Source organism: Psychromonas sp., assembly GCF_047632955.1.
Taxonomy (GTDB): Bacteria; Pseudomonadota; Gammaproteobacteria; order Enterobacterales; family Psychromonadaceae; genus Psychromonas.
On sequence record NZ_JBLIED010000004.1, the window covers coordinates 154,629 to 174,777 of the forward strand.

The 20,149-nt window shown below is 38.3% G+C and carries 17 protein-coding genes; 6 read left to right on the top strand and 11 right to left on the bottom strand.

The features are described 5' to 3' along the window. The first annotated feature begins 167 nt into the window (after positions 1 to 167). Positions 168 to 371 carry an MGMT family protein gene (locus ACJAZP_RS05005; RefSeq protein ID WP_415229636.1) on the top strand — a complete coding sequence of 68 codons (204 nt, stop codon included), beginning with the start codon at positions 168 to 170 and terminating at the stop codon, positions 369 to 371. 47 nt (positions 372 to 418) lie between these two features. Here ACJAZP_RS05005 and ACJAZP_RS05010 read toward each other — a convergent pair whose 3' ends face one another. The 5 genes from ACJAZP_RS05010 to ACJAZP_RS05030 form a co-directional block, all read right to left on the bottom strand. Further along, positions 419 to 1,144: an IclR family transcriptional regulator gene (locus ACJAZP_RS05010; protein WP_415229637.1), complete on the bottom strand. Its 726-nt coding sequence runs from the start codon at positions 1,142 to 1,144 to the stop codon at positions 419 to 421. Between the two features lie 343 nt (positions 1,145 to 1,487). Further along, complete coding sequence (locus ACJAZP_RS05015; protein ID WP_415229638.1) at positions 1,488 to 2,585, bottom strand: ABC transporter ATP-binding protein; 1,098 nt, start codon at positions 2,583 to 2,585, stop codon at positions 1,488 to 1,490. 79 nt (positions 2,586 to 2,664) lie between these two features. Continuing rightward, a complete protein-coding gene (locus ACJAZP_RS05020; protein WP_415229639.1) occupies positions 2,665 to 3,549 on the bottom strand; it encodes a carbohydrate ABC transporter permease in 885 nt (294 codons plus the stop codon). Then, positions 3,546 to 4,418, bottom strand: coding sequence for a carbohydrate ABC transporter permease (locus ACJAZP_RS05025; protein WP_415229640.1), 873 nt, complete (start codon positions 4,416 to 4,418; stop codon positions 3,546 to 3,548). Before ACJAZP_RS05025 ends, ACJAZP_RS05020 begins: the two co-directional genes overlap by 4 nt. A 172-nt stretch (positions 4,419 to 4,590) precedes the next feature. Beyond that, positions 4,591 to 5,817: an ABC transporter substrate-binding protein gene (locus ACJAZP_RS05030; protein WP_415229641.1), complete on the bottom strand. Its 1,227-nt coding sequence runs from the start codon at positions 5,815 to 5,817 to the stop codon at positions 4,591 to 4,593. A 462-nt stretch (positions 5,818 to 6,279) separates the two neighbouring features. On the opposite strand from ACJAZP_RS05030, the gene ACJAZP_RS05035 reads away from it, so the two are divergent. Beyond that, positions 6,280 to 7,068: an AAC(3) family N-acetyltransferase gene (locus ACJAZP_RS05035; RefSeq protein WP_415229642.1), complete on the top strand. Its 789-nt coding sequence runs from the start codon at positions 6,280 to 6,282 to the stop codon at positions 7,066 to 7,068. Between the two features lie 283 nt (positions 7,069 to 7,351). Continuing rightward, the gene (locus ACJAZP_RS05040; RefSeq protein WP_415229643.1) at positions 7,352 to 8,887 is read left to right on the top strand and encodes a sulfatase; all 1,536 of its coding nucleotides are present in this window, start codon (positions 7,352 to 7,354) and stop codon (positions 8,885 to 8,887) included. A 228-nt stretch (positions 8,888 to 9,115) separates the two neighbouring features. Here ACJAZP_RS05040 and ACJAZP_RS05045 read toward each other — a convergent pair whose 3' ends face one another. From ACJAZP_RS05045 to ACJAZP_RS05055, 3 genes are read right to left on the bottom strand one after another with little or no spacing between them, the layout of a single operon-like run. Further along, complete coding sequence (locus ACJAZP_RS05045) at positions 9,116 to 9,517, bottom strand: hypothetical protein (protein ID WP_415229644.1); 402 nt, start codon at positions 9,515 to 9,517, stop codon at positions 9,116 to 9,118. A 13-nt stretch (positions 9,518 to 9,530) separates the two neighbouring features. Beyond that, the gene (locus ACJAZP_RS05050; protein WP_415229645.1) at positions 9,531 to 11,060 is read right to left on the bottom strand and encodes a sulfatase; all 1,530 of its coding nucleotides are present in this window, start codon (positions 11,058 to 11,060) and stop codon (positions 9,531 to 9,533) included. Next, the gene (locus tag ACJAZP_RS05055; RefSeq protein WP_415229646.1) at positions 11,057 to 12,670 is read right to left on the bottom strand and encodes an MFS transporter; all 1,614 of its coding nucleotides are present in this window, start codon (positions 12,668 to 12,670) and stop codon (positions 11,057 to 11,059) included. The genes ACJAZP_RS05050 and ACJAZP_RS05055 overlap by 4 nt, the downstream gene beginning before the upstream one ends. A gap of 825 nt (positions 12,671 to 13,495) precedes the next feature. On the opposite strand from ACJAZP_RS05055, the gene ACJAZP_RS05060 reads away from it, so the two are divergent. The 3 genes from ACJAZP_RS05060 to ACJAZP_RS05070 are packed head-to-tail and all read left to right on the top strand — an operon-like array spanning position 13,496 to position 15,517. Beyond that, positions 13,496 to 13,840 (top strand): YidH family protein, encoded by a 345-nt coding sequence (locus tag ACJAZP_RS05060; protein WP_415229647.1) that lies wholly within the window; start codon positions 13,496 to 13,498, stop codon positions 13,838 to 13,840. Next, the gene (locus ACJAZP_RS05065; protein ID WP_415229648.1) at positions 13,837 to 14,184 is read left to right on the top strand and encodes a DUF202 domain-containing protein; all 348 of its coding nucleotides are present in this window, start codon (positions 13,837 to 13,839) and stop codon (positions 14,182 to 14,184) included. The genes ACJAZP_RS05060 and ACJAZP_RS05065 overlap by 4 nt, the downstream gene beginning before the upstream one ends. Positions 14,185 to 14,197: 13 nt before the next feature. Further along, positions 14,198 to 15,517, top strand: coding sequence for an anaerobic sulfatase maturase (locus tag ACJAZP_RS05070; RefSeq protein ID WP_415229649.1), 1,320 nt, complete (start codon positions 14,198 to 14,200; stop codon positions 15,515 to 15,517). Between the two features lie 139 nt (positions 15,518 to 15,656). On the opposite strand, the gene ACJAZP_RS05075 is transcribed toward ACJAZP_RS05070, so the two are convergent. The 3 genes from ACJAZP_RS05075 to ACJAZP_RS05085 all read right to left on the bottom strand — a co-directional run bounded on the left by ACJAZP_RS05075 (position 15,657) and on the right by ACJAZP_RS05085 (position 20,048). After that, a complete protein-coding gene (locus tag ACJAZP_RS05075; protein WP_415229650.1) occupies positions 15,657 to 16,613 on the bottom strand; it encodes a hypothetical protein in 957 nt (318 codons plus the stop codon). 90 nt (positions 16,614 to 16,703) lie between these two features. Then, positions 16,704 to 18,566: a glycoside hydrolase family 127 protein gene (locus ACJAZP_RS05080; RefSeq protein ID WP_415229651.1), complete on the bottom strand. Its 1,863-nt coding sequence runs from the start codon at positions 18,564 to 18,566 to the stop codon at positions 16,704 to 16,706. A gap of 51 nt (positions 18,567 to 18,617) precedes the next feature. Further along, positions 18,618 to 20,048, bottom strand: coding sequence for an aldehyde dehydrogenase family protein (locus ACJAZP_RS05085; RefSeq protein WP_415229652.1), 1,431 nt, complete (start codon positions 20,046 to 20,048; stop codon positions 18,618 to 18,620). Positions 20,049 to 20,149: the final 101 nt, after the last annotated feature.

Genomic DNA, 20,149 nt, shown 5'->3' on the forward strand with positions numbered 1-20,149 from the left:
TATCCTTTCTGAGGCGCAGAATGCTTCCGGGCTGGATAACAGGATGAAAGCCTTAGACAAGCATCTCAGTCAAGGCGCACCTAGGCCCGATGTTTCTCTCGATATTAGGGGAACTGCATTCCAGATTAAGGTATGACAATTATTACTGAGTATTAAAGAGGGATGCAATGAGCTATGGTGAAGTTACAAAGCAACTAGAGAACCCAAAAGCAGTACGTGCAGTGGGGACAGCTTGTGGCAAAAATCCAATTGGCGTGCTTATCCCTTGCCTTACCAAAACGGCTTATTTAATACTCCCCATCAATGCGCGGCACAAACAGTTTCTTTCGATCCCGGCCAGTATCTTTATTAATGCGAACTTAATGCATTGATATCGAAATTATTAACAGATCCTAATCAATTTGAAAAAAGTTTTAGGTTAATTAATTTTTTCTGATATGCGCTTACTAAATCCTCGGATAACTTCAATCAATTCGACCATGCGAGAGTCTGACATATAAGGGGTGATGCTAGTAACAGATATAGCCGCGATGATGTTGTTGTGCTTATTACGGATTGGCACCGCAACACAACGTACTAATTCTTCGCTGTCTTCTAAATCAAAGCTGTAATCATGCTTAGCGTATTCCTTCATTCTCGATAGTAAAGAATCAACATCGAGGTTAGGTTGCTTGTTGATTAAACGTTTCATTTCTGTTGTTGGCATATCAATCATAAGTGATTTTCCTATCCCTGTGCCAGCAAGAGGGAGGCGATCCCCCACTTGGGAGCGTAGTTGAATAGAGCGGTTTCCCAATATTTTATCGAGATAAAACACCTCATCTTCATCTTTAATTCCAAGATGAACAGTATCATTAGTCAGCTCTGCCAATTCACATAAGTAGGGATGAGAAATCTCTTTCAGTGGCATATCTTTTTGAGCGCGATTACCGAGTTGAATCATTTTTGTGCCCAATACCAAGCCAATGCCTTTTACATCTCGTACATACCTTGCTGCGATTAATCCATGGATAATACGGTGGACGGTCGAATTTGGTAAATTCAAATAATCGCAAATTCCTTTTAATTGCTGATGCCCATCAGCAATGGCATCAATAATGTCAATAGCCTTGTTAAGTGATTGATTACCTTGATTGCTAGCCATTATAAATCCTCTTTATTGTGCTTCAACATCATTCTTATGTGTTTATCGTATTACCTAGCTTGGCTCAGAAAAATTTACTTAAAGTTAAATTATTAGTAAATATTGCAGGTTGCGTATCAAAGACAGCAACTTAATGGATCTGAGCCATATTTTTAGTTCAATCAAATTAAAATCTAACAACGATCGGTGGTTGATTGATATTTTTTAGATAAGTACTTATAGTTTATCACTCATTAAAAAAGGAGTGGGTTCCCTTTTACTCTATCATTCAGTTTATACTCAATCGATCTCAATATGTAAGAAGTGAGTGGATATAAACTTGTGCTTCCAACTTAAACACAAGCTAACTTGTTAAACATAACCCATTTGCATCAAACAAATGACAGTCTTCCTCTTTAAAACTTAGCATTAAATTCTGATAAGTCTCAACCTTTTTATCCCCAGGCAAATGCACTTTAAACCCATCAATACCTCCGCTTTGTCCATATAAATAGGTACTATTGCCGAGCCGCTCAACCACTTCGCTTTGGAAGGTTAAGTTCAGCGGAAAATCGGTACTGATATCCAAATGTTCAGGGCGAATACCAAGTGTGACGGTTGCTCCCAACTCTGCAGATTTTGACATATTGTTTAACATTGCCGGCAGCTTAATTTTCTGCTTATCTTTTGTCTGTAGTGTCATGGATATCTTGCTCACCTCTAAAACCTCACAAGGAATAAAGTTCATTTTAGGGGATCCAATAAAACCAGCAACAAACTGATTTGCAGGCGTGTGATAAAGTTCCAAAGGAGAGCCTACTTGCTCTATTCGTCCAGCTCGTAGTACGACTATTTTAGTGGCCAATGTCATCGCTTCAACTTGGTCATGCGTCACATAGACCATTGTATTCTTTAACTCTTGATGAAGCTTGGCAATCTGCAAACGCATATCAACTCGCAGCTCTGCATCAAGGTTCGATAACGGCTCATCAAATAGAAACACTTTAGGATCACGAACGATAGCACGACCTATCGCGACACGTTGTCGTTGACCACCCGATAATTCTTTAGGCTTTCTAGATAATAACGGATCTAATTGCAGGGACTTCGCTGCAACTAAAACCTGCTTTTTTACAGCTTCTTTTGATAGGCGTGCCATTTTCAGTCCAAAGCCCATATTTTCTTCCACAGTCATATGAGGATAAAGCGCATAGCTTTGAAACACCATTGCGACGCCTCGTTGTGCTGCATCAACCTCGTTCATAACCTCACCATCAATAAGAAGCTCACCGTCAGTGATCTCCTCTAACCCCGCAATTAAACGTAATAATGTAGACTTACCGCAGCCAGATGGGCCAACAAATACCACAAACTCACCATGTCCAATATCTAAGTCAACACCGTGAATGATTTCGGTGTCAGCAAATGATTTGGTTACTTTATCTAATTTTATAATGGCCATATTCTCACTCTTTTTATTCTGTTTTTAAATAAAGCAATTGAATATTCAATCGCTCATGAATTCAATTTACAATGTTTTTTTACTTCACCGCCCCTGCAGTTACACCAGAAAGAATACGTCGTTGGAAGAACATAAATAATACCAATAAAGGTAATGACCCCAATACTGCCGCAGGAAATAACATATCGGGTTCAATGTTGCGGTTGCCAATAAATCGATATACAGAAACCATTACGGTAAATTTGTTGTCATCAGTCAAGAGCAACAGAGGGTAAAGAAAATCATTCCAGACCATCAACATAACAAATAGCGACAAGGTTGCGGTTGCAGAGCCAAGTAAAGGTCGGATCACATACCAATAGGTTTGCCAATAAGTACATCGGTCCAATTTAGCCGCTTCTTCCAGCTCTTTTGGAATAGCACCAATAAACCCAGTAAAGAAGAAAATCGCCAACGGTAGATTTAAAGCAGTAAACACAAGGATGATGCCAAAATAGGAATCTAATAGCCCCAAGTCTCTAAAAATCACATATATTGGCGTTATGTTAACGAAAGTTGGCATCGCCATGCCTAGCGATACAATCAATATAATTGATTTGGTAAAAATACCACCGACTCTTGCTAATGGATATGCTGCCATTGAACCAATAAGGGAGACAATCACAACGACTGACAGAGTGATCCCTACCGAGTTCAATACACTGCGGAAATAGTTCATATTTTCCAGTGCATTAATGTAATTTCCGAAGTAAAAACTGGTTGGCAACCCCAAAGGATCATTTGCAATCTGTGTGCCTGTTTTAAAAGACATCATGACCATATAAGCAACAGGAATTAGCATTCCGATGACCATTAATAATATGAGCCCATTTATAAAAATTGCGGTGAATCTTTTCTTCGCTCGTTTACTCACTTTTTTTCCTGCTGTATTTAACCGCTGCGAACTATTAATTGAGGCGCTCATGCTTGTTCCTCCCGTTTACGTAAGAATCGATTCATAAAGAATACAACCATTATCATTACGATCAGCATTACAATAGATAGTGAACTAGCGAAACCGAATTTGTAGCTGCCAAATAAGTTGTTCATGATTTCTAAGCTTAATGTGCGAGTGGCACCAGCAGGTCCGCCTTGAGTCATGATGAATGGTAATTCGAAGGTTTTTAATGTTCCGATGGTTGCTAAAATGACATTGATAGTGATAGTGGGAGCCAGTAGAGGCAATTCCATATATCTAAAACGGTCCCAGGATTTGGCTCCGTCTAATCGAGCAGCTTCTTGAATATCATCCGGAATGTTGGCATATCCCGCAAGATAAATAGCACAAGAGTATCCAGCAAACATCCAAATATGAGCCGCGGTAATTGCAAATAATGCAGTAGATGGGTCGCCTAACCAGGCGCGTTGAAAAGATTCTAAGCCAATTGAGCCTAACAGTGCATTAAGCCCTCCATTATAGGGAGAGTAAATAAACTGCCAAACATAACCCACTATCACAAACGACATCATGGCTGGTGTGAACAAGGCTGCACGGCTAAAATTACGAATTGCAGGTAATCGATGTAACATCGAGGCAAAAAATAAACCCAGTAAGTTCTGCACAACAACCACGATCATTGAAAATTTTAATGTCGTTAGGATTGCATCAAAATAGCGTTGTCGGGAAAATATGCGCTCATAGTTATCAAAACCAATGTTATTGGCAATACCAACACCCGTAAAATCGGTAAAACTCATTTTAACGGACAGGGCAATAGGGTATATAAAAAATATACACAGCACTATCAATGCTGGAATAGTTAAAATATAAATTTTCATTTTATTATTAAACATAAAATCTCCGTACTAAAGTACGATATTCAATCAATATAGAAAGATAGTTTCATCTTTAAGGTTGACTTTAATAGCTCGCTGTAACTGAACAGAGTTTTCTCAATTGAGTCGCAACGAACTATTTTATTAAAGGCTCGTATTAATGATTAGATTCGTAACAAGGTGGCCGGTATTAGAGGCTGTCTTCTACGACTTGATCCCACATCTCGAATATCTCTTCATTTGGTTTTTTTGGATCTAGCAATAAACGCGCAAGACCATCAATCGTTTCAGGTAGTAGCTCCGCAGGCCAATGGTTAACAAAAACAGGCCACATCACTATATTTCCGGCATTTCTCGCTTTATTGTTAGTAGCTGCTAATGCTGGTACACCATTAGTTCCGCCAATAAACGGGCTATAAGCAGATTCATCTTTAAGTACGACAGATAAGTTTTCATCCATACTAAAGAAATCAAGGAATTTACGTGCTGCTGCTTTATGTTTTGATGTTGAGCTAATAGCCCAGCCCATTCCGAAAGTATCGACTCCGATGCCATTTCCATCTGGTCCTGGGATAGGAGAAAATGTGTAATTAAGCCCTTCAGTTTCAGAGAATGATTTAATATTCCAAGCACCCTGCATTAACATGGCAACACGACCAGAACGGAATTCAGTCAAAGACGTTCCCCATGTATCAAGTCCTGCTTGAATCTTAGGGTCAAAACATTTGGCATCAATCAGATCGCGAACAATATCAAAGGAGTCATTGAAACCTTTATCATCAACAAATGTGGCTTCACCAGTTCCTAAAGCTTCCGGTTTAGCGGTTGAGCGCTTAAGACCATTAGCGACGGTAAATAAGGTGCCAGTAAATCCTGGTGCAAATAGCATTGGCGCTATTCCCGCTGCATCAAGTTTTTTACAGGCGTCCAATAATTGATCAACCGATAGAGGTGGATGGTTAATGCCGACTTGTTTCATTAAATCTGTATTGACGAAATTTCCCAGACCAACAAGTTCGATAGGCTGAACATACAACTTACCATTGGTAACGATGATATCTTTAATGGCAGGTGCGACCGTTGAATACCAAGCACTGTCAAGACCAAGGTTATCTAAAAAGCCAGAGCCTCCCCATAATTTGACTAAAGGCATGTCTACCATCATCACATCAGGCGCCGTACCTCCTTGCAATCTAGGTGGGATGACAACATCGGTATCACCTCGACTGATGTAGCTTAACTTAACTTTAATATCCGGATTTTCAGCTTCGAATTTTTTCACTAGCTCAGGAAAACCTGCAGGCTCTGCTGCATTACCTTTCCAAGCGGTTATATCAAGAGTCACACTTTGGGAAAAAGAATATGACGATGCCAGCATTAAACTTGCAGCCACACTTATTAATTTCAGTTTTTTCATTTAGGTACCCATCCATTAGTTATGGTTTATGCTCAAAATGATTGTGAGCAATCGTTAGCAATAATTTGTCGCGTTTTAAATATTTATAGTCTTGGAATTGGCAATAAGTATGCACAGAGTAAGTGATGTTTTTTGAGACCAATACGACATTTGCATTTTAAGGGAAAACAATCCCACAAGGTGGGATTATTGGTTATGGCGGCACTCATTGATATTATTCACATTCTTATCTCTATTTATTACGTACCATAAAATCTTCTTATGTAAGCTGCTTACTATTTATGGCTTACAGAAAAGATGCTTCCCGCGAGAGTCCGTACTATGCGATTTTTATTGTTATTTAAACGGTTAAATTGCAAACCATGTGGCGCGTACTTTGTTTGATTTCTTAACATTCAACATTAAAACCTTGGTGTTTAAATGATTTTTTCTTTTGTTTTTCTCGTGCTCGATTATTAATCAATGACAATAAATATTTTCCAATCGAACATTAATCAAGAAAATTTAATTCAATCCTTTGTAGAATTTGGTATTAACAAAGGAGACTGCCTTGAAGTTCATAGTTCGTTAAGCAGCTTCGGTTATATTGAGGGCGGAGCTGTAAGCGTAGTAAATGCTTTAATGGCCGCCGTCGGTGCAAATGGTCTGTTGTTAATGTCGGCCTTTTATTTATCAAAAGCTTTGCCATTAATTGCAGAAGATCATAAAAATGAAATAAATTTAAAACTCAATATTTTAAATGATCGCAGTGAAGAGCGAAGTGGCATGGGGGTGATTGTTGATGAGTTCTTAACGCGTGATGATGTCGTCACCAGTACGGGGGTATTTCGTCTCGCTGCTTGGGGGAGGGATGCTCAAGATTATATAGATAACGGCTTTGCTGAAGTGGTAAGTACTAACACCAAAACGCTGCTACTGGGTGTAAATTATGACAAATGTTCAAGCCTGCATCAAAGTGAAGATATTGCTTTACCCAACCCTTTAAAAAACCACCTCACGCTGCCTGATAGTATTCGCCAACAATATTCAAAGGAGCTCTATATTGGTTATAGGGATACGTTTGAAGTTCATTTCATTAACGCTGGGCAACAAGCTGAACAACAAGGATTAGTGCAAAAAAAACAGATCGGCAGTGCACAATGCAAGCTATTTTATCCAAAAGATATTGTCGAGATATTAAGAGGTTGGCGGAAAAAGAGTCCATATTGGTTAATGGGGTACGACGAACTTAAGGTTATGAATCATGAGTGATTCGTATGCGGTAATTAAGCTTTTTATAGTATTTAAAAATTACAATCTGGGAAGCCTTGTTGGTTCTGAAATATAAATGTCTAGTTTAATCAGAACTGAATAATTTAATCATCACGTACTCGCTGTTTCATCAAATCAGTGCCGATATTTATTGCTTCTTTTTACTGTTAGTCAGCTAATTCCCACACTGTGGAAAAATAACTATATAGGGATAAATTTCACATTTTTATTTACCTATAAAGTTAAAATAAGTGAAATAATTTAATTTTTAATTAGGATATGCATGAATATATTTATGATTATATGCGATGAACTTCGCGCAGATGCTTTGGAAAATGAGGTAGTGAAAACACCCAATATTGATGCTTTTACAAAAGACAGTGTTTTGTTTAATCAATCTTACTGCAATACTCCCATGTGTGTTCCTTCAAGATTATCTATTGTGACGGGGCGTCATGCATTAAGCCATGGGGCAATTGACAATATACTCACTCCCTTTGAAGATGAAAAATCCTTATATAGCATGTTAAAAGAGAATAATTACCAAACCTCAAACCATGGAAAATGGCATGTGAATATTGCACCAAATTTATTTGGTATGGATTACGATTATTCTGGCTTGCAAGATACTCAAGCCCCAGAAAAATATATATCGTGTTTTGGCATTAGTGATAAAGCAACCCGCGCAAAAACTGAATTTAAGAAAAATGATGGCGATATATCACTCATTATCTCAGGCAAAAGACCTTCCCATAAAGATCAAACGTTAGATAGTGTGGTTACCGATTCCTATTTAAAATATATAGAAGATATTGATAAATCAAAACCTATTTTTGCAAGGTTATCGATTATGGATCCGCATACGCCTTACATACCAGCTGAACCTTACGCTTCAATGTACGATCCTAGCCGTCTCGAATTACCTGCGTCGTTAAATGACAGCTTAGTATCTAAGCCTGCTTTACAAAGATATTTCCATAAAGTGAGAGGTTTTGACCGTTTACAAGAAACCGACTACAGAAAAACTAAAGCCGCTTATTATGGTGCGGTTTCTCATGTAGACGAACGTATAGGGAAAGTATTTCAGAAACTAAAAGAATTGGACTTATATGATGATAGCTTAATTATTTTCACCTCAGATCATGGGACCATGTTAGGTGAGCATGGTTTTGTTGAAAAATGGGGACATTTATATGATCAGGTGATGAAAACACCTCTCATGATTAAGTTTCCCGAGAGTAAACATAAAGGCAAAAAACTACAGAGTTTCGTTGAATCTATCGACATATTGCCCACTGTTCTTGAACTTCTCGATATACATAAAAACGAAAATATTCAGGGTATTAGCTTATTACCTTACATAGAAGGGCAAACTGATAAGCATAAAGATGAAGTCTATGCACAGTATTTCTGTGGCTCTTTACAGGACAAACCGGCATTAATGATAAGAGATAATAAATGGAAATTAACCAGTTATCCTGATGGTAACTCACTGGAAGATAAATTATTTGAAGACCATCCATTAAGAGGTAGTAAGTTTTTTGATGTTGAAGATGTATTAGGAGAGCTATATGATTTATCGGTAGATCCTGATGAACGAGTCAATTTATTTAATGATCTAAGATATCAAAATATCAAAAACGTCTACCTTGAGAAGCTAACTCATTGGGAAAAAGGGCTGGATGTGAAAATAAAAATGGAGATTGACAATGGTACCAATGATTTGGGGACTTATTCCTTTATTCAGGGAAAAAATACTCTTAAGGCAAGAGCATTGTTTAAGGGAAAAAATAAAATTCATTCGATTCTAGATAAGTAATATCAAACAGTTTCTATATTTCATTCGCATACTATACCGATAGAAATAATAAAAAATCTCCCCAAAAGCAAGATGATTGTCCAACATTGGGGAGTAATTCTGCGGTTACGAGCAATTTTGACAGCGATGAAGTTGATCAAATACCCTTTACGATCTCTTCCATTGCAATAAAATCAAAAGGATAAATAGGATAGTTAGCAATCACTACCCTGTTTTTTAGCTCAATGGTTAAAATGCACCACTAATTCCATTCACAAAGTCACCATGTGAACGAGTGATTTGATCTTTTATGACAGATTCGGGAACATCTCTTTGATACTCTGAATTGGGAGTCATAGAGACGATAAACACTCGATAATTCAATTTTTTTGCCGTGTCGATGTATATATCTAAATCTGAAGATAAAGAAAATGAGTTCGTTACTGCTACTTTTTCCATTCCTTGATTCATAAGATCAATAGTGCGGTTTCTACAGTATTTATCCGCATGAGGCTTTAGTTGTATGTTCCATTTGTTTTCTCCATATTCTGCATAATAATCCCAACAAGAAACAACATGTTCAGAGATAGAATGAGCAAAACTTGTTTTTCCAGAACCAAAAGGTCCTCTAATTATGTAAAGAGTGTTCATTAATTTTTCCTTTTTACCAAAGTCCATAATGATTAAAAATGCCCAAGTCGCAAGTTATATGCTTTTTGAATAATTGATCTTTTAAATTTTTACAGGTAGCCATTGCTTCGATAGATGGTTTGTCTGCTAAGTTATGCAGTTCTTTTATGTCATTAACGTGGTCATACAATTCCTCCTCACCGGTATCGATGTAATAGGTGTATCGGTAAATATCTGTATATAAAGATAAATTTCTATTCGCTTCTCTTGCTGTATAACAAGTAACCATTGGTGTGTTATTGACAGCATCTGTACCGAAAATATCAACACCTTGCATATAGGAAGGAATATCAATTTGGTTCATTGCCAATAATGTTGGAAGTACATCTGCATTGCTCATTGGTTTACTGTATTGACAGGGTAGATCGGTAATACTTGATGCGGGCTTTAATATAAAGGGCAGTTGTAATAAGTTATTAAAGGCCATGTCATATTTGCAAATCATATCCAGATCACCCAAAAAATCACCGTGATCAGAGGTAAAAATGATGGTGGTGTCATCATAAATACCTAATGCTTTGAGCTTTTCAATGATTTTACCAACAGACTTGTCAATCAAATGATTTGAAGCTGCCGTGTGACGATAAGCTTGTCCTATATCTTCTTTACTTGCAGAAAAATTATTAATAGTTTCATTTACCGCTTGCGGCTTACTGCCAACCAGATCGCTTTTTTTAGCGAATTCAGGAAGTGGTGATTCTAAAAAATCAACGCCAATATCCTCTGGCGGAGTAAATGGATGATGAGGATCAGGATAACCAACAAACATAAAAATAGGCTCATTGGCGTCTTTTTTCTCGTCAAAATATTGGCAGGCTTCCTCTGCTAACCACATGCTGTTATGGAGTTCAGAAGGCAATTTAGATAAATAAATATCATTCTTGATAGAGCCTTCTTTGGTATTAATATCTTCTCCAGGATAAACTTTTTCTAATATATCTGGATGATTATCTTTTAACCAACGACCATAATGACCGCGATTAAAACCGCAAGGTTGCTCGCCATGACCAAGAATAATTTTTCTTGTTTGGAATCCATAGTAAGGGGCATCATCGTTGATAATTTCCTCCTCTTTCCATGAACTATAAGACTCATAAAAATGGTATGAAGGATCTGCTAAATGGGGCTCCAAATGGATCTTGCCAAACAATGCCGTGCTGTAACCATTATCAGAAAAAATATCAGCCATGGTAGGTATTTTATCGTAAACACTAACACCAAATAGTCGTTTGCTTATTGCATTATTACTGTCTAGACAACCATTATCCCTTCTCCATAACGGAATACCATTCGATGAAACGCCATGTCCGGGCACGTATAAACCCGTCATTAAACTTGCACGAGAAGGCATACAAGCAGGGTTTGTTGATATGTGTCTGCTAAAGTTGCACCCATCTTTTGCCAAAGCATCGATATTTGGAGTACGCGCATCTGGGTTGCCGTTACACCCTAGACTGTCAAATCGTTGCTGATCTGTGTGTAAAATAACAATGTTTTTTTTCATTTTACAGATCCTTTACTCATCTCTCCCAAATCAAGGTCACTCACTTGGGGAATTAAGTCTTCTCCAACTAAGATGGCTTCTATCTGTTCTAAAGATTTGTTTTTTGTCTCAGGCAGTATAAAGATGACTAATAGTACGCCTAAGCCGCTAGATATTGCGTAGAGTAAAAAGGTGTCTGAAGCGCCAAATGTGGCAAGTTGCCATGGGAAAAATCGTTGCACAAAAAATGCCATCAAACTTGCTATCAGAGCAAAAGCAGGAATTGCTACTGAGCGAATGGCATTTGGGGTTATTTCTGAGAAGACCACCCACATCACAGGACCTATTGAGAAAAAGAAAGCGGCTTTAAATGCAAAAATAGCAATGATTATCATAATAGGATTTATTGTAACAAACGCTTTGATCATAGCGCCTTCATAAAGATGAACATCGCGTTCAGAGTAGTATTCTCTTAATTGCTGTTTAAATTCAATGTCACTATGAAAAACTGTACCTAGACTCGCTTGTAGAGGAGTTGTATCAACCACTTTTTCAATTTTAGCAATATTTTCTTCGGTGATACTGTATGTGGCATTGTTAAAGCCATAGGAAATAGTTAAATGACAGGCAGAAATCACCAATAGGCCGATTACAAGAATAAATTTACGGCCTAATCTATCAACCAAACCAACAGCGATTAATGAAAATATAATACTGATAAAACCAAGTAATGCCGTTTGTAAAAAAGCATTCTTTTCACCTAAACCAACCTGTTCAAAAATGGTTGGCGCATAGTAGGAAATTGCCCCCATACCACTAAATGATTGAACTACCGCTAAACCAACACCAATGATCAGTACTAACTTCATTTTTCTACTAAACAATGTTTTAAACTGTTGCTTGAGGGGCGTATTACAATCTGTTTTAGTAATGTTTTCTTGGATTTCGCTTATCACTGATTCGACTTCATCCGCTGGATTCATCAGTTCAATTACTTTTTGTGCTTCTCTGTTTTTACCTTTGATCATCAACCAGCGTGGAGATTCAGGAATTAATGTTAATAAACCAATCCACACTAAAACAGCAGGAATTTCTGAACCTAACATAGTACGCCATACGTTTTCTTGTGAGAAAAAGAAAGAGTTGTCTGACACTTGTAATATTAAGATGTAATTAATCAAATAGGCGATAAAGAATCCTACGCCAATCATGACCTGATTCATTGACACTAATTTCCCTCTTAATTTTGATGGGGCGGTTTCACCCACATACATAGAGGTTATGCTAAGTGAACAAAATGCCATACCACCTAACATTCTTGCTAATACTAAGGTGGCGTAGTTTGGCGCAAAGGTAGAGGAGATTGCTGACACTAAATAAAAGAGAGCGATTAGAATCATCATTTTCTTTCGGCCTAGATAATCAACTAATTTGCTGCTAAATAACAAAGCAATAACGGCTCCCAACGCAGGAGCGCTGACTACTGTACCAACCTCTAAATCAGAGAGCATAAACTCTGCTCTAATAAACTTGACTGTACCTGAAATTATTCCGGCATCAACGCCGAAGACAAACCCACCAATTACAATAATAAACATATATTTCAATGCATTAAACGTTCTATTATTCACGAATTTACTCTCTTGTGGTTATGGAAACTTTCGTATCCTGGTTAATTATTTGCGCAACTTTACACTTTAAGATGTAATTAAAGTGTGAAGTTGATCAACTTAATCTGGCCGTGAAATGTTATCCCATGATGTGGTTTATTTTTTTTGAAGAGGTTATTTTTATTTAAATGTCAGGATTTGTGATACGCCCTAAGCAAAAAAGAAAATTAGTTGCATCGTTAAATCATAATTTTATTGATGAAATTTTGTGTTTTCTGCCATTATCGGACATCTCTCTTTTAAATTTATGTCCAAACTGCTTCAAAATGCAGGAATCAGCAAGTCGATAAATAATGATCTAGATAATTCAAAATAGAAACCTTTTAACAATGAAAATTATCGTTTGTCGCTTTGCTCTAGCGTCTAGACAAAGCTCTGAATCCGTATTGAAGTAGTTTCAACTTCCACATAATGAAACTGAGAGCAATGACTACTCTTCTTGGAATTGATACATCGAAAATTTAAAGTCGATACTTAGTTGATTACAACTCAATTTGTGCAGATTTTTCTCACATAGTGGGATTATCGCCCCATCCTTTAAAACGGCGATTAAGATCACATTAAGCATGGATTTTATAGATGAAAATGTCTGTATTGAGATTCGAAATGCATTAAAAAATTATTAATCGGCAGTTTGAATACTTTTCAGCGGGAATCTGAAAGTCGTTATTCACCTGATTAAGTAAAAATGAAGTATTTGCAATTTCTGACAAAAAACAGAGCGACTCCATACTGTTCGTTTTATACATCATCAATCGTTATTAATGAAATTAAAAAGGGATAGGTATGGCTTGGAAAAAATTGGGTAAATCCCCTGATTACCGTTTTACATTGGCGAATGAGCGAACTTTTTTAGCTTGGATACGCACCTCTCTTGCTTTTTTAGCTGCGGCAATTGGTATTGATCAGCTTGCTCCTAATTTGGCCCCGGAGATGTACCGGGAGGTCATTGCGCTTTTGTTGAGTCTGTTCTCTGCGAGCTTGGCTTATTTCGCTTACCGTCGTTGGTCTAAAAATGAACAAGCAATGCGTGGAGATGCTGAATTATCCTACACTCGTATTTTGGGTGTTATCAGTCTTATTATGATCACTATTTCTTTCTTGATTATTTATTTATTACTCTTTCTATGACCATCAATATACGAGAAAGGGATATAGGCTTACAGCCGGAAAGGACAACATTATCATGGCTTAGAACTGTCTTTGTGGTGTTAATTAATGCGCTGCTTGTGGCCAGAGTGGGGTATAGTAATGACAATGACTTTGTTTTTTTTACTGGCGTCGGATTGGTTTTTTTCACGATTTCTATTTATATTCTCTCTTTTACTCGAATGAAAAAATTTGCTTTTGATACTGAGTTGACAACAAAAAATGCTATCTTCGCAAAGCGTTATATCGCTTTTATGGTTTGTTTATCCGCACTACTGATCGCACTCTCCTGTGCAACTAATCTCTATGTTTCTATATCTTCATAATGCAGGATGTTAAATGACTAAAGTCATCAATGCTTGCCATGTTATGGCAAAACCTTCTGGTTCTATTTGTAACCTCGATTGCAAATACTGCTTTTATCTTGAAAAAGAAAAACTTTATCCGGAGCGAAATCAGAACTGGCGGATGAATGATGCGACGCTTGAACTGTTTATCAAACAACATATTGAGGCTCAAGCCGGTCCTAATGTCGAATTTGCCTGGCAGGGTGGTGAGCCTACCTTATTGGGCATTGAGTTTTATGAAAAAGTCGTGGCGCTTTGTGGCAAATACAATACGGGCAAGCAGATTAATCATGCATTTCAAACTAATGCGATTTTGATCAATGACGCCTGGTGTCAATTTTTCAAACAACATCACTTTTTGGTGGGTGTCTCTATTGACGGTCCAAAAGATTTGCATGATCACTACCGTGTTACGCGTTCTGGTAAAGGCACGCACAACCAAGTTATGAAAGGGATTGAACACTTTAAAGCACATCAAATACCTTTTAATACGTTAACGGTAGTCAATGCGAATAATTCCAAGCATCCCAAAAGAGTCTATGAATTTTTGAAACGTATCGGTTCTGAATATTTACAGTTTATCCCCTTGGTAGAGCGTGAATCTAACCAAGTAAAAAAAGGCGATGCGCTGATACTGGTTGGTCCGGAAGAGAATAATGCAAAAGTAACGCCTTGGTCAGTCCCGGCGGATGCTTATGGTCATTTTCTTAATACGGTGTTTGATCTCTGGGTGAAGCAAGATGTAGGGAAAGTCTTCGTACAAACCTTCGATACTACGCTCGCCTCTTGGTTGGGGGAGCCTGCGGGCGTGTGCATTTTTTCAGAAACATGTGGCCATGCTTTTGCACTGGAGGCTAATGGGGATTTATACAATTGTGACCATTATGTTTATCCCGAGCATAAGCTGGGTAATATTTACGAAATGACCATAAAAACCATGAATAATAGCGATCAGGCAATAATCTTTGGCACTGCTAAAAAGTCAGCATTGAATGCTGATTGTCAACGCTGTGAGTATCGATTCGCTTGTCATGGCGGGTGTCCAAAACATCGGTTTAACCTCTCTCCAACAGGGAAACCTCAGCATAACTATTTCTGCCAAGGTTATAAGTCTTTTTTTGCGCATTCAGAAAAGAACATGAAAGTGATGGCAACATTATTAAAGCATCGCCGCCCGGCGTCAGAGATCATTGCGTATTTACAACAGCAAAAGTTACAGGTTCAATCCCAAGCCTCCCAAGGACAGCTCAGCCGAAATGCTCTTTGCCCGTGTGAAAGTGGCAAAAAATATAAACGCTGTTGTGGTGCATAGATTAGTCTGTGGTTTCATTTGCAATGTGATAAGGAGGGCTTGTTAGTGCTGATTTTTCCAGTGACAAACTTGTTCACTTAATTAATGCCTTTACTATTAATTTACGCTTACTGAACATTAATCGTTCTCGTTATATTGGTTATTGTGAGGAGTTAACTTCAATTAAAAAATCCCATTCAAAAGGTTGGTCATTCTCCACATAACTACAACGCTGACGTTGTTGTGCATCTTGCGTTGAATCGTATATACCACTGCAGGGTTCGATAGCAAAATTACAGCTATCTTTGCAGGCTCCTTGATTTTTCCAAATGCCTAGATAGGGTATCTTATCGCTAGTAACTTGCATTAATACACTTAGGATTTCATCTTGAAAACCAAACTGGTCACCCGCTCTAAGTGTTTCCACAAAATAATATTTCTCGCAGGTGCCGTTATTTCCCATTGGAATCCGGCCCATGTCGCTGCCGTTTTCAGCCAGTAATGGGTAAGGATGGATTGTATTAGCTTTGCCGAGGCGAGCGCAACCTTCCATAACATTGATAATAGTGTCCATCTGTTTAGGCATTATTAATTGCAGATCAGGGCGAATATTAAATAGTGCGTGAGGTGTCCATATAAAAGGTAAACGCTGGATATTACCGGTTAAAGAGACGCTGTAATGACTATCTATTAAGTTATCTGTCAGCTTTATTACTTTGGTTAAGGTGTACCCTAATAGCGTGTTGCTGACACTGAGCTTAATACCATTTAGGGCATCAGCCTCGATTACTTGCCATGGCATTGCCCATACATCACCATGATCTGGCATGGTAATACTCTGTTGCTTATCAAGCATGACTTCACACGGAAGAATGGTTGGAAAGCATTCATCAAAACCACTTGAATCGTAATCAGAAAATGTATCGCCGTGTTTCGGGATAGCTAAGGTATCACCTTGGTATTGAAAAAGAAGCTCAATATTGCCGTTGGAATGCTTGTATTGTAACGAGCAAAGCTTGCCTCCGTAACCGGGAAGCCATTCGAGTCGTAATAAATGATTCTCTAGGATAAGAGATTGAATGCCTTTAAAGACACTTGTAGAAATTTTATTATTCATAAATTTTTCCATATTAAAAAAGGGCAGGCTGATATCAGCCTGCCCTTTTAATTTTAATCAGCGAGGCTGATCACCTATTTGATGCGTTATTTAGGCTCTCGGTAGCCATATGCTCATATCTTGCTCTTCACGGTTTGCCCAGGCAAAGTAAGGGATAAAACGAACGGCAACTTTTTTGTCTGCATCTGGCGCTATTTTAAAATACAATTGCTCACCATGAGGACGAACATTGAGATCTGCTTTTAGACCGGTCATTTGATATGGGAGATCTTCAATTTCAACTTCTTCAAACTGTGTATCAATTGATAATGCTAGATCATCGATCTTGTAGCCGGCTTCTATATCTGTACCTTCTAGGCAATAAACAACAGGGCCACGTTTAACCGCAGTCATACCATTAGTTTGCTCTAGTAATGGATCAGCAGCATATAGCTCTGCTTTCATTGGTAGAACAATGCTTAGGGTTTGGCCTTTAGTCACTGTGACTTTGTGCATTCCGGGTGCAATTGCTTGACCATCGAATGTTGCACTCTTACACCACGATGGAATACGGAAAGTAAGATCCATTCCATCGACGGGCGCATCAACAACCGAAATTGAAACATTTTTATCCCAAGGATAATTAGTTTTTATATCAAGGTGTACCGGGCTGCCATTTTCAAGTGTGGTGTTTAATTCACTGCCAACAAACAGGTTAACAACCACACCTGTTTTGGAGAGCGAATAAGCAAACTTAGGAATGCTGGTAAAGGTACGTAATAATTGTGGTGGGCAGCACCAGCAATCGAACGTAAAGAAACGCTCATTTGGAACATGTGAATATTGTCCAAAGCTAGGCTCTATATGGTGACATGCCCGATGTGCGAGTGGATTTGCGTAGAAGTAGCGAGTCATATCTAAATTGGAGCCTGAAATTCCCGCATTAAATAGAATGGTTTCCATCCAATCGCCGTATGATGCATCATTAGTTAATTGGAACATGCGTTTAGCCCACATTGCAACGGCAATATTGGCACAGGTTTCATTGTAAGCAACACGATTAGGCAGATCATATTCTGCTGAAAATGATTCGTAAATAGGGTCTCCACGATCTGATACACCTACATATTGAGGACCTACTGCACCTGTTATATAAACGCGACGACGAACAAAATCAGCCCAGATACGCTCAATAGCGGTCATTAATGTTTTATCACCATTATGAGCATAAACATCTGCAGCCCCTGCATATAAATAAGCGCCGGTTACCGCATGACCGACTGCTTGCGTATCGTCGCGTAGTGGTATTTTATTTTGGTTACAATCGCCGCCAATGTCTGGATTTACGCCACGCATGGTGATAAATATATCCGCAAGTTCAAGGTAGCGGTTTTCATTTGTCATTCGGTACAGCTCGACTAATCCCATGATTTGACTTGGGTTAAAACCAAAGTGTGCCAAGTCAAATGGACGAGAAGAGAACGTTTCCCATAAGTACTCTGCACACTTGATCGCAACGTCAAATAAACGTTTGTCGCCGGTCACTTCATAATGGATGCAAGCCGTGGTAAACAGATGTCCCATGTTATAAAGCTCATGATTCTCTGTATCAGACCAACGCGCTTCATCGGTAAGCAACGTTTGAGTACCAATATAGCCATCTTCTTCTTGCGAAGCTTCGATCCAAGGAATATATTTATTAACAAGTTCCAGAATTCGTTCATCTTTAGTTACTGCATATTGATTCATACAGCCTTCTAAAAACTTGTAGCAGTCCCCGTCTGACCATGGGTTAAGGTGAAATTTTCCTTCCACTTTACCGGCTGCAATACCAAAATTTAATAATCGTGCGGCGTTGTCTTCATGTAAGAGCGCACTTTCTAGGTTGTATATAATATCCATATAGTTTTCGACACGTTGTGCCCAAAATCCCGAGGTTAATTTGGCATCACCCGTTTTAATATTTGTAAACATTAGTTTTCCTTGTTGCATCTCGTAAATTCAATATAAAATTTGTTTTGCTATTTATTTTTTCACTGACTTTCTAATGAGCGATAAGTAATCATTAAGCGCATATTTTGAGCAATCACAACCAATGCCGGACTGCTTAATTCCAAGGTGAGGTAAGTGAATACCGTATTTCACGCCGTTAACTTGCACTTCACCAAAATCCAAAGCATCAGCTTGCTGTTGAGCAAGTCCAGCATTTTGGCTAAAGACATAGGATGCAAGGCCGGTATCTGTATCATTAGCGAGTGCAATAACATCATCACTTTCATCAAAATAAACGACACTGATAACAGGTCCAAAAATCTCATGATTGTAAATATCCATTGCAGTGGTGACATCATCAATCATGGTCAGTGGATAAAAAGCGCCTTTTTCCTGATCATTAAATTCACCGCCACAAAGAAGATTTGCACCTTTACTGATTGCATCGGTGACTAGGCCGTGAATACGGTCGCGGGAGCCTTTATCAATAAGTGGTCCCATATTGGCATCTGTATTTTTACCAAAACCAAGTTTTAAACCAGACTGAACGGTTAAAACTTTATCGATGAATGCTTGTTTAATTGATTTGTGAACAAATATGCGATTAGGAGAGACACAAATCTGGCCTGCATTGGCTGATTTTAGTGAGGTCAAAATATTAACCGCGAGATCTAAGTCTGCATCGGCATTAATGATATAAGGGGTATTGCCACCGAGCTCCATTGAATAGCGTTTAATCGACGTAGAGCCCGCCTGCATGATTTTAACGCCGGTTTGGATAGAGCCTATCAGGGTAAGCATGCTAGGAATTGTTGAGCTTGAAAGATAATTACTGACAGTACGATCTTCACCCGCCAGGATAGTGACCGCCCCGGCAGGAAGGCCAATTTTTTCACATAGAGCACCCACAAAATAGGCTGAAAGTGGTGATTGAATTGACGGTTTTATAATAATAGGGCAACCCGTTGCCATGGCTGGCCCGAGTTTGTAAGCTAAGTTAAGTAATGGAAAGTTCCACGCTAGGTAAGCAACCACTACACCAACAGGTTTGTATTTTAATGTATGCTGAAAACCTTCATCGCTATCAATTAATTGTGATGGCTGAAAACGACTAATCTCTTCCGCATAAAAAGTTAAACTATCGATAAGTAATGTGTAGTCATCTTCTGTATGCGCCCAAGTTTTGCCCGTTTCTTGGTGGACTAATTCACGTAATGTCTCTTGGTTTTTAACACATTCATCACGTAGTTTATGCATCCATGTAATACGCTCTAATACCGTGGTTTTACCCCATGTTTGGGTTGCTTTTTGTGCGCCTTCCAATGCTTGTTGAGCCACTTCTATATTTGCAACTGATATCTCTGTAATTATTTCATCGGTCGCTGGATTAAAAACATTTGCTTTACATTTGTTTTCAGTTAACTTCCCGAAAATATACATTTTTTGATTTTGTTTATGATTCATATTGGTTACCCATCAATTTGTGTTTTAAAAATAATAAGCTGGTGGTGTGCCATTTGTATTTTTTACTTTTATTGAAATGGCACTGATTTTTTAACATCACT

Bases quoted from the DNA above. Each gene is read 5' to 3' on its own strand.
- ACJAZP_RS05040 (WP_415229643.1), top strand. From the start codon at position 7,352: ATGAATATATTTATGATTATATGCGATGAACTTCGCGCAGATGCTTTG.
- ACJAZP_RS05030 (WP_415229641.1), bottom strand. From the start codon at position 5,817: ATGAAAAAACTGAAATTAATAAGTGTGGCTGCAAGTTTAATGCTGGCA.
- ACJAZP_RS05005 (WP_415229636.1), top strand. From the start codon at position 168: ATGAGCTATGGTGAAGTTACAAAGCAACTAGAGAACCCAAAAGCAGTA.
- ACJAZP_RS05010 (WP_415229637.1), bottom strand. From the start codon at position 1,144: ATGGCTAGCAATCAAGGTAATCAATCACTTAACAAGGCTATTGACATT.
- ACJAZP_RS05025 (WP_415229640.1), bottom strand. From the start codon at position 4,418: ATGTTTAATAATAAAATGAAAATTTATATTTTAACTATTCCAGCATTG.
- ACJAZP_RS05085 (WP_415229652.1), bottom strand. From the start codon at position 20,048: ATGAATCATAAACAAAATCAAAAAATGTATATTTTCGGGAAGTTAACT.
- ACJAZP_RS05050 (WP_415229645.1), bottom strand. From the start codon at position 11,060: ATGAAAAAAAACATTGTTATTTTACACACAGATCAGCAACGATTTGAC.
- ACJAZP_RS05015 (WP_415229638.1), bottom strand. From the start codon at position 2,585: ATGGCCATTATAAAATTAGATAAAGTAACCAAATCATTTGCTGACACC.
- ACJAZP_RS05020 (WP_415229639.1), bottom strand. From the start codon at position 3,549: ATGAGCGCCTCAATTAATAGTTCGCAGCGGTTAAATACAGCAGGAAAA.
- ACJAZP_RS05080 (WP_415229651.1), bottom strand. From the start codon at position 18,566: ATGTTTACAAATATTAAAACGGGTGATGCCAAATTAACCTCGGGATTT.
- ACJAZP_RS05045 (WP_415229644.1), bottom strand. From the start codon at position 9,517: ATGAACACTCTTTACATAATTAGAGGACCTTTTGGTTCTGGAAAAACA.
- ACJAZP_RS05035 (WP_415229642.1), top strand. From the start codon at position 6,280: ATGACAATAAATATTTTCCAATCGAACATTAATCAAGAAAATTTAATT.
- ACJAZP_RS05065 (WP_415229648.1), top strand. From the start codon at position 13,837: ATGACCATCAATATACGAGAAAGGGATATAGGCTTACAGCCGGAAAGG.
- ACJAZP_RS05075 (WP_415229650.1), bottom strand. From the start codon at position 16,613: ATGAATAATAAAATTTCTACAAGTGTCTTTAAAGGCATTCAATCTCTT.
- ACJAZP_RS05070 (WP_415229649.1), top strand. From the start codon at position 14,198: ATGACTAAAGTCATCAATGCTTGCCATGTTATGGCAAAACCTTCTGGT.
- ACJAZP_RS05060 (WP_415229647.1), top strand. From the start codon at position 13,496: ATGGCTTGGAAAAAATTGGGTAAATCCCCTGATTACCGTTTTACATTG.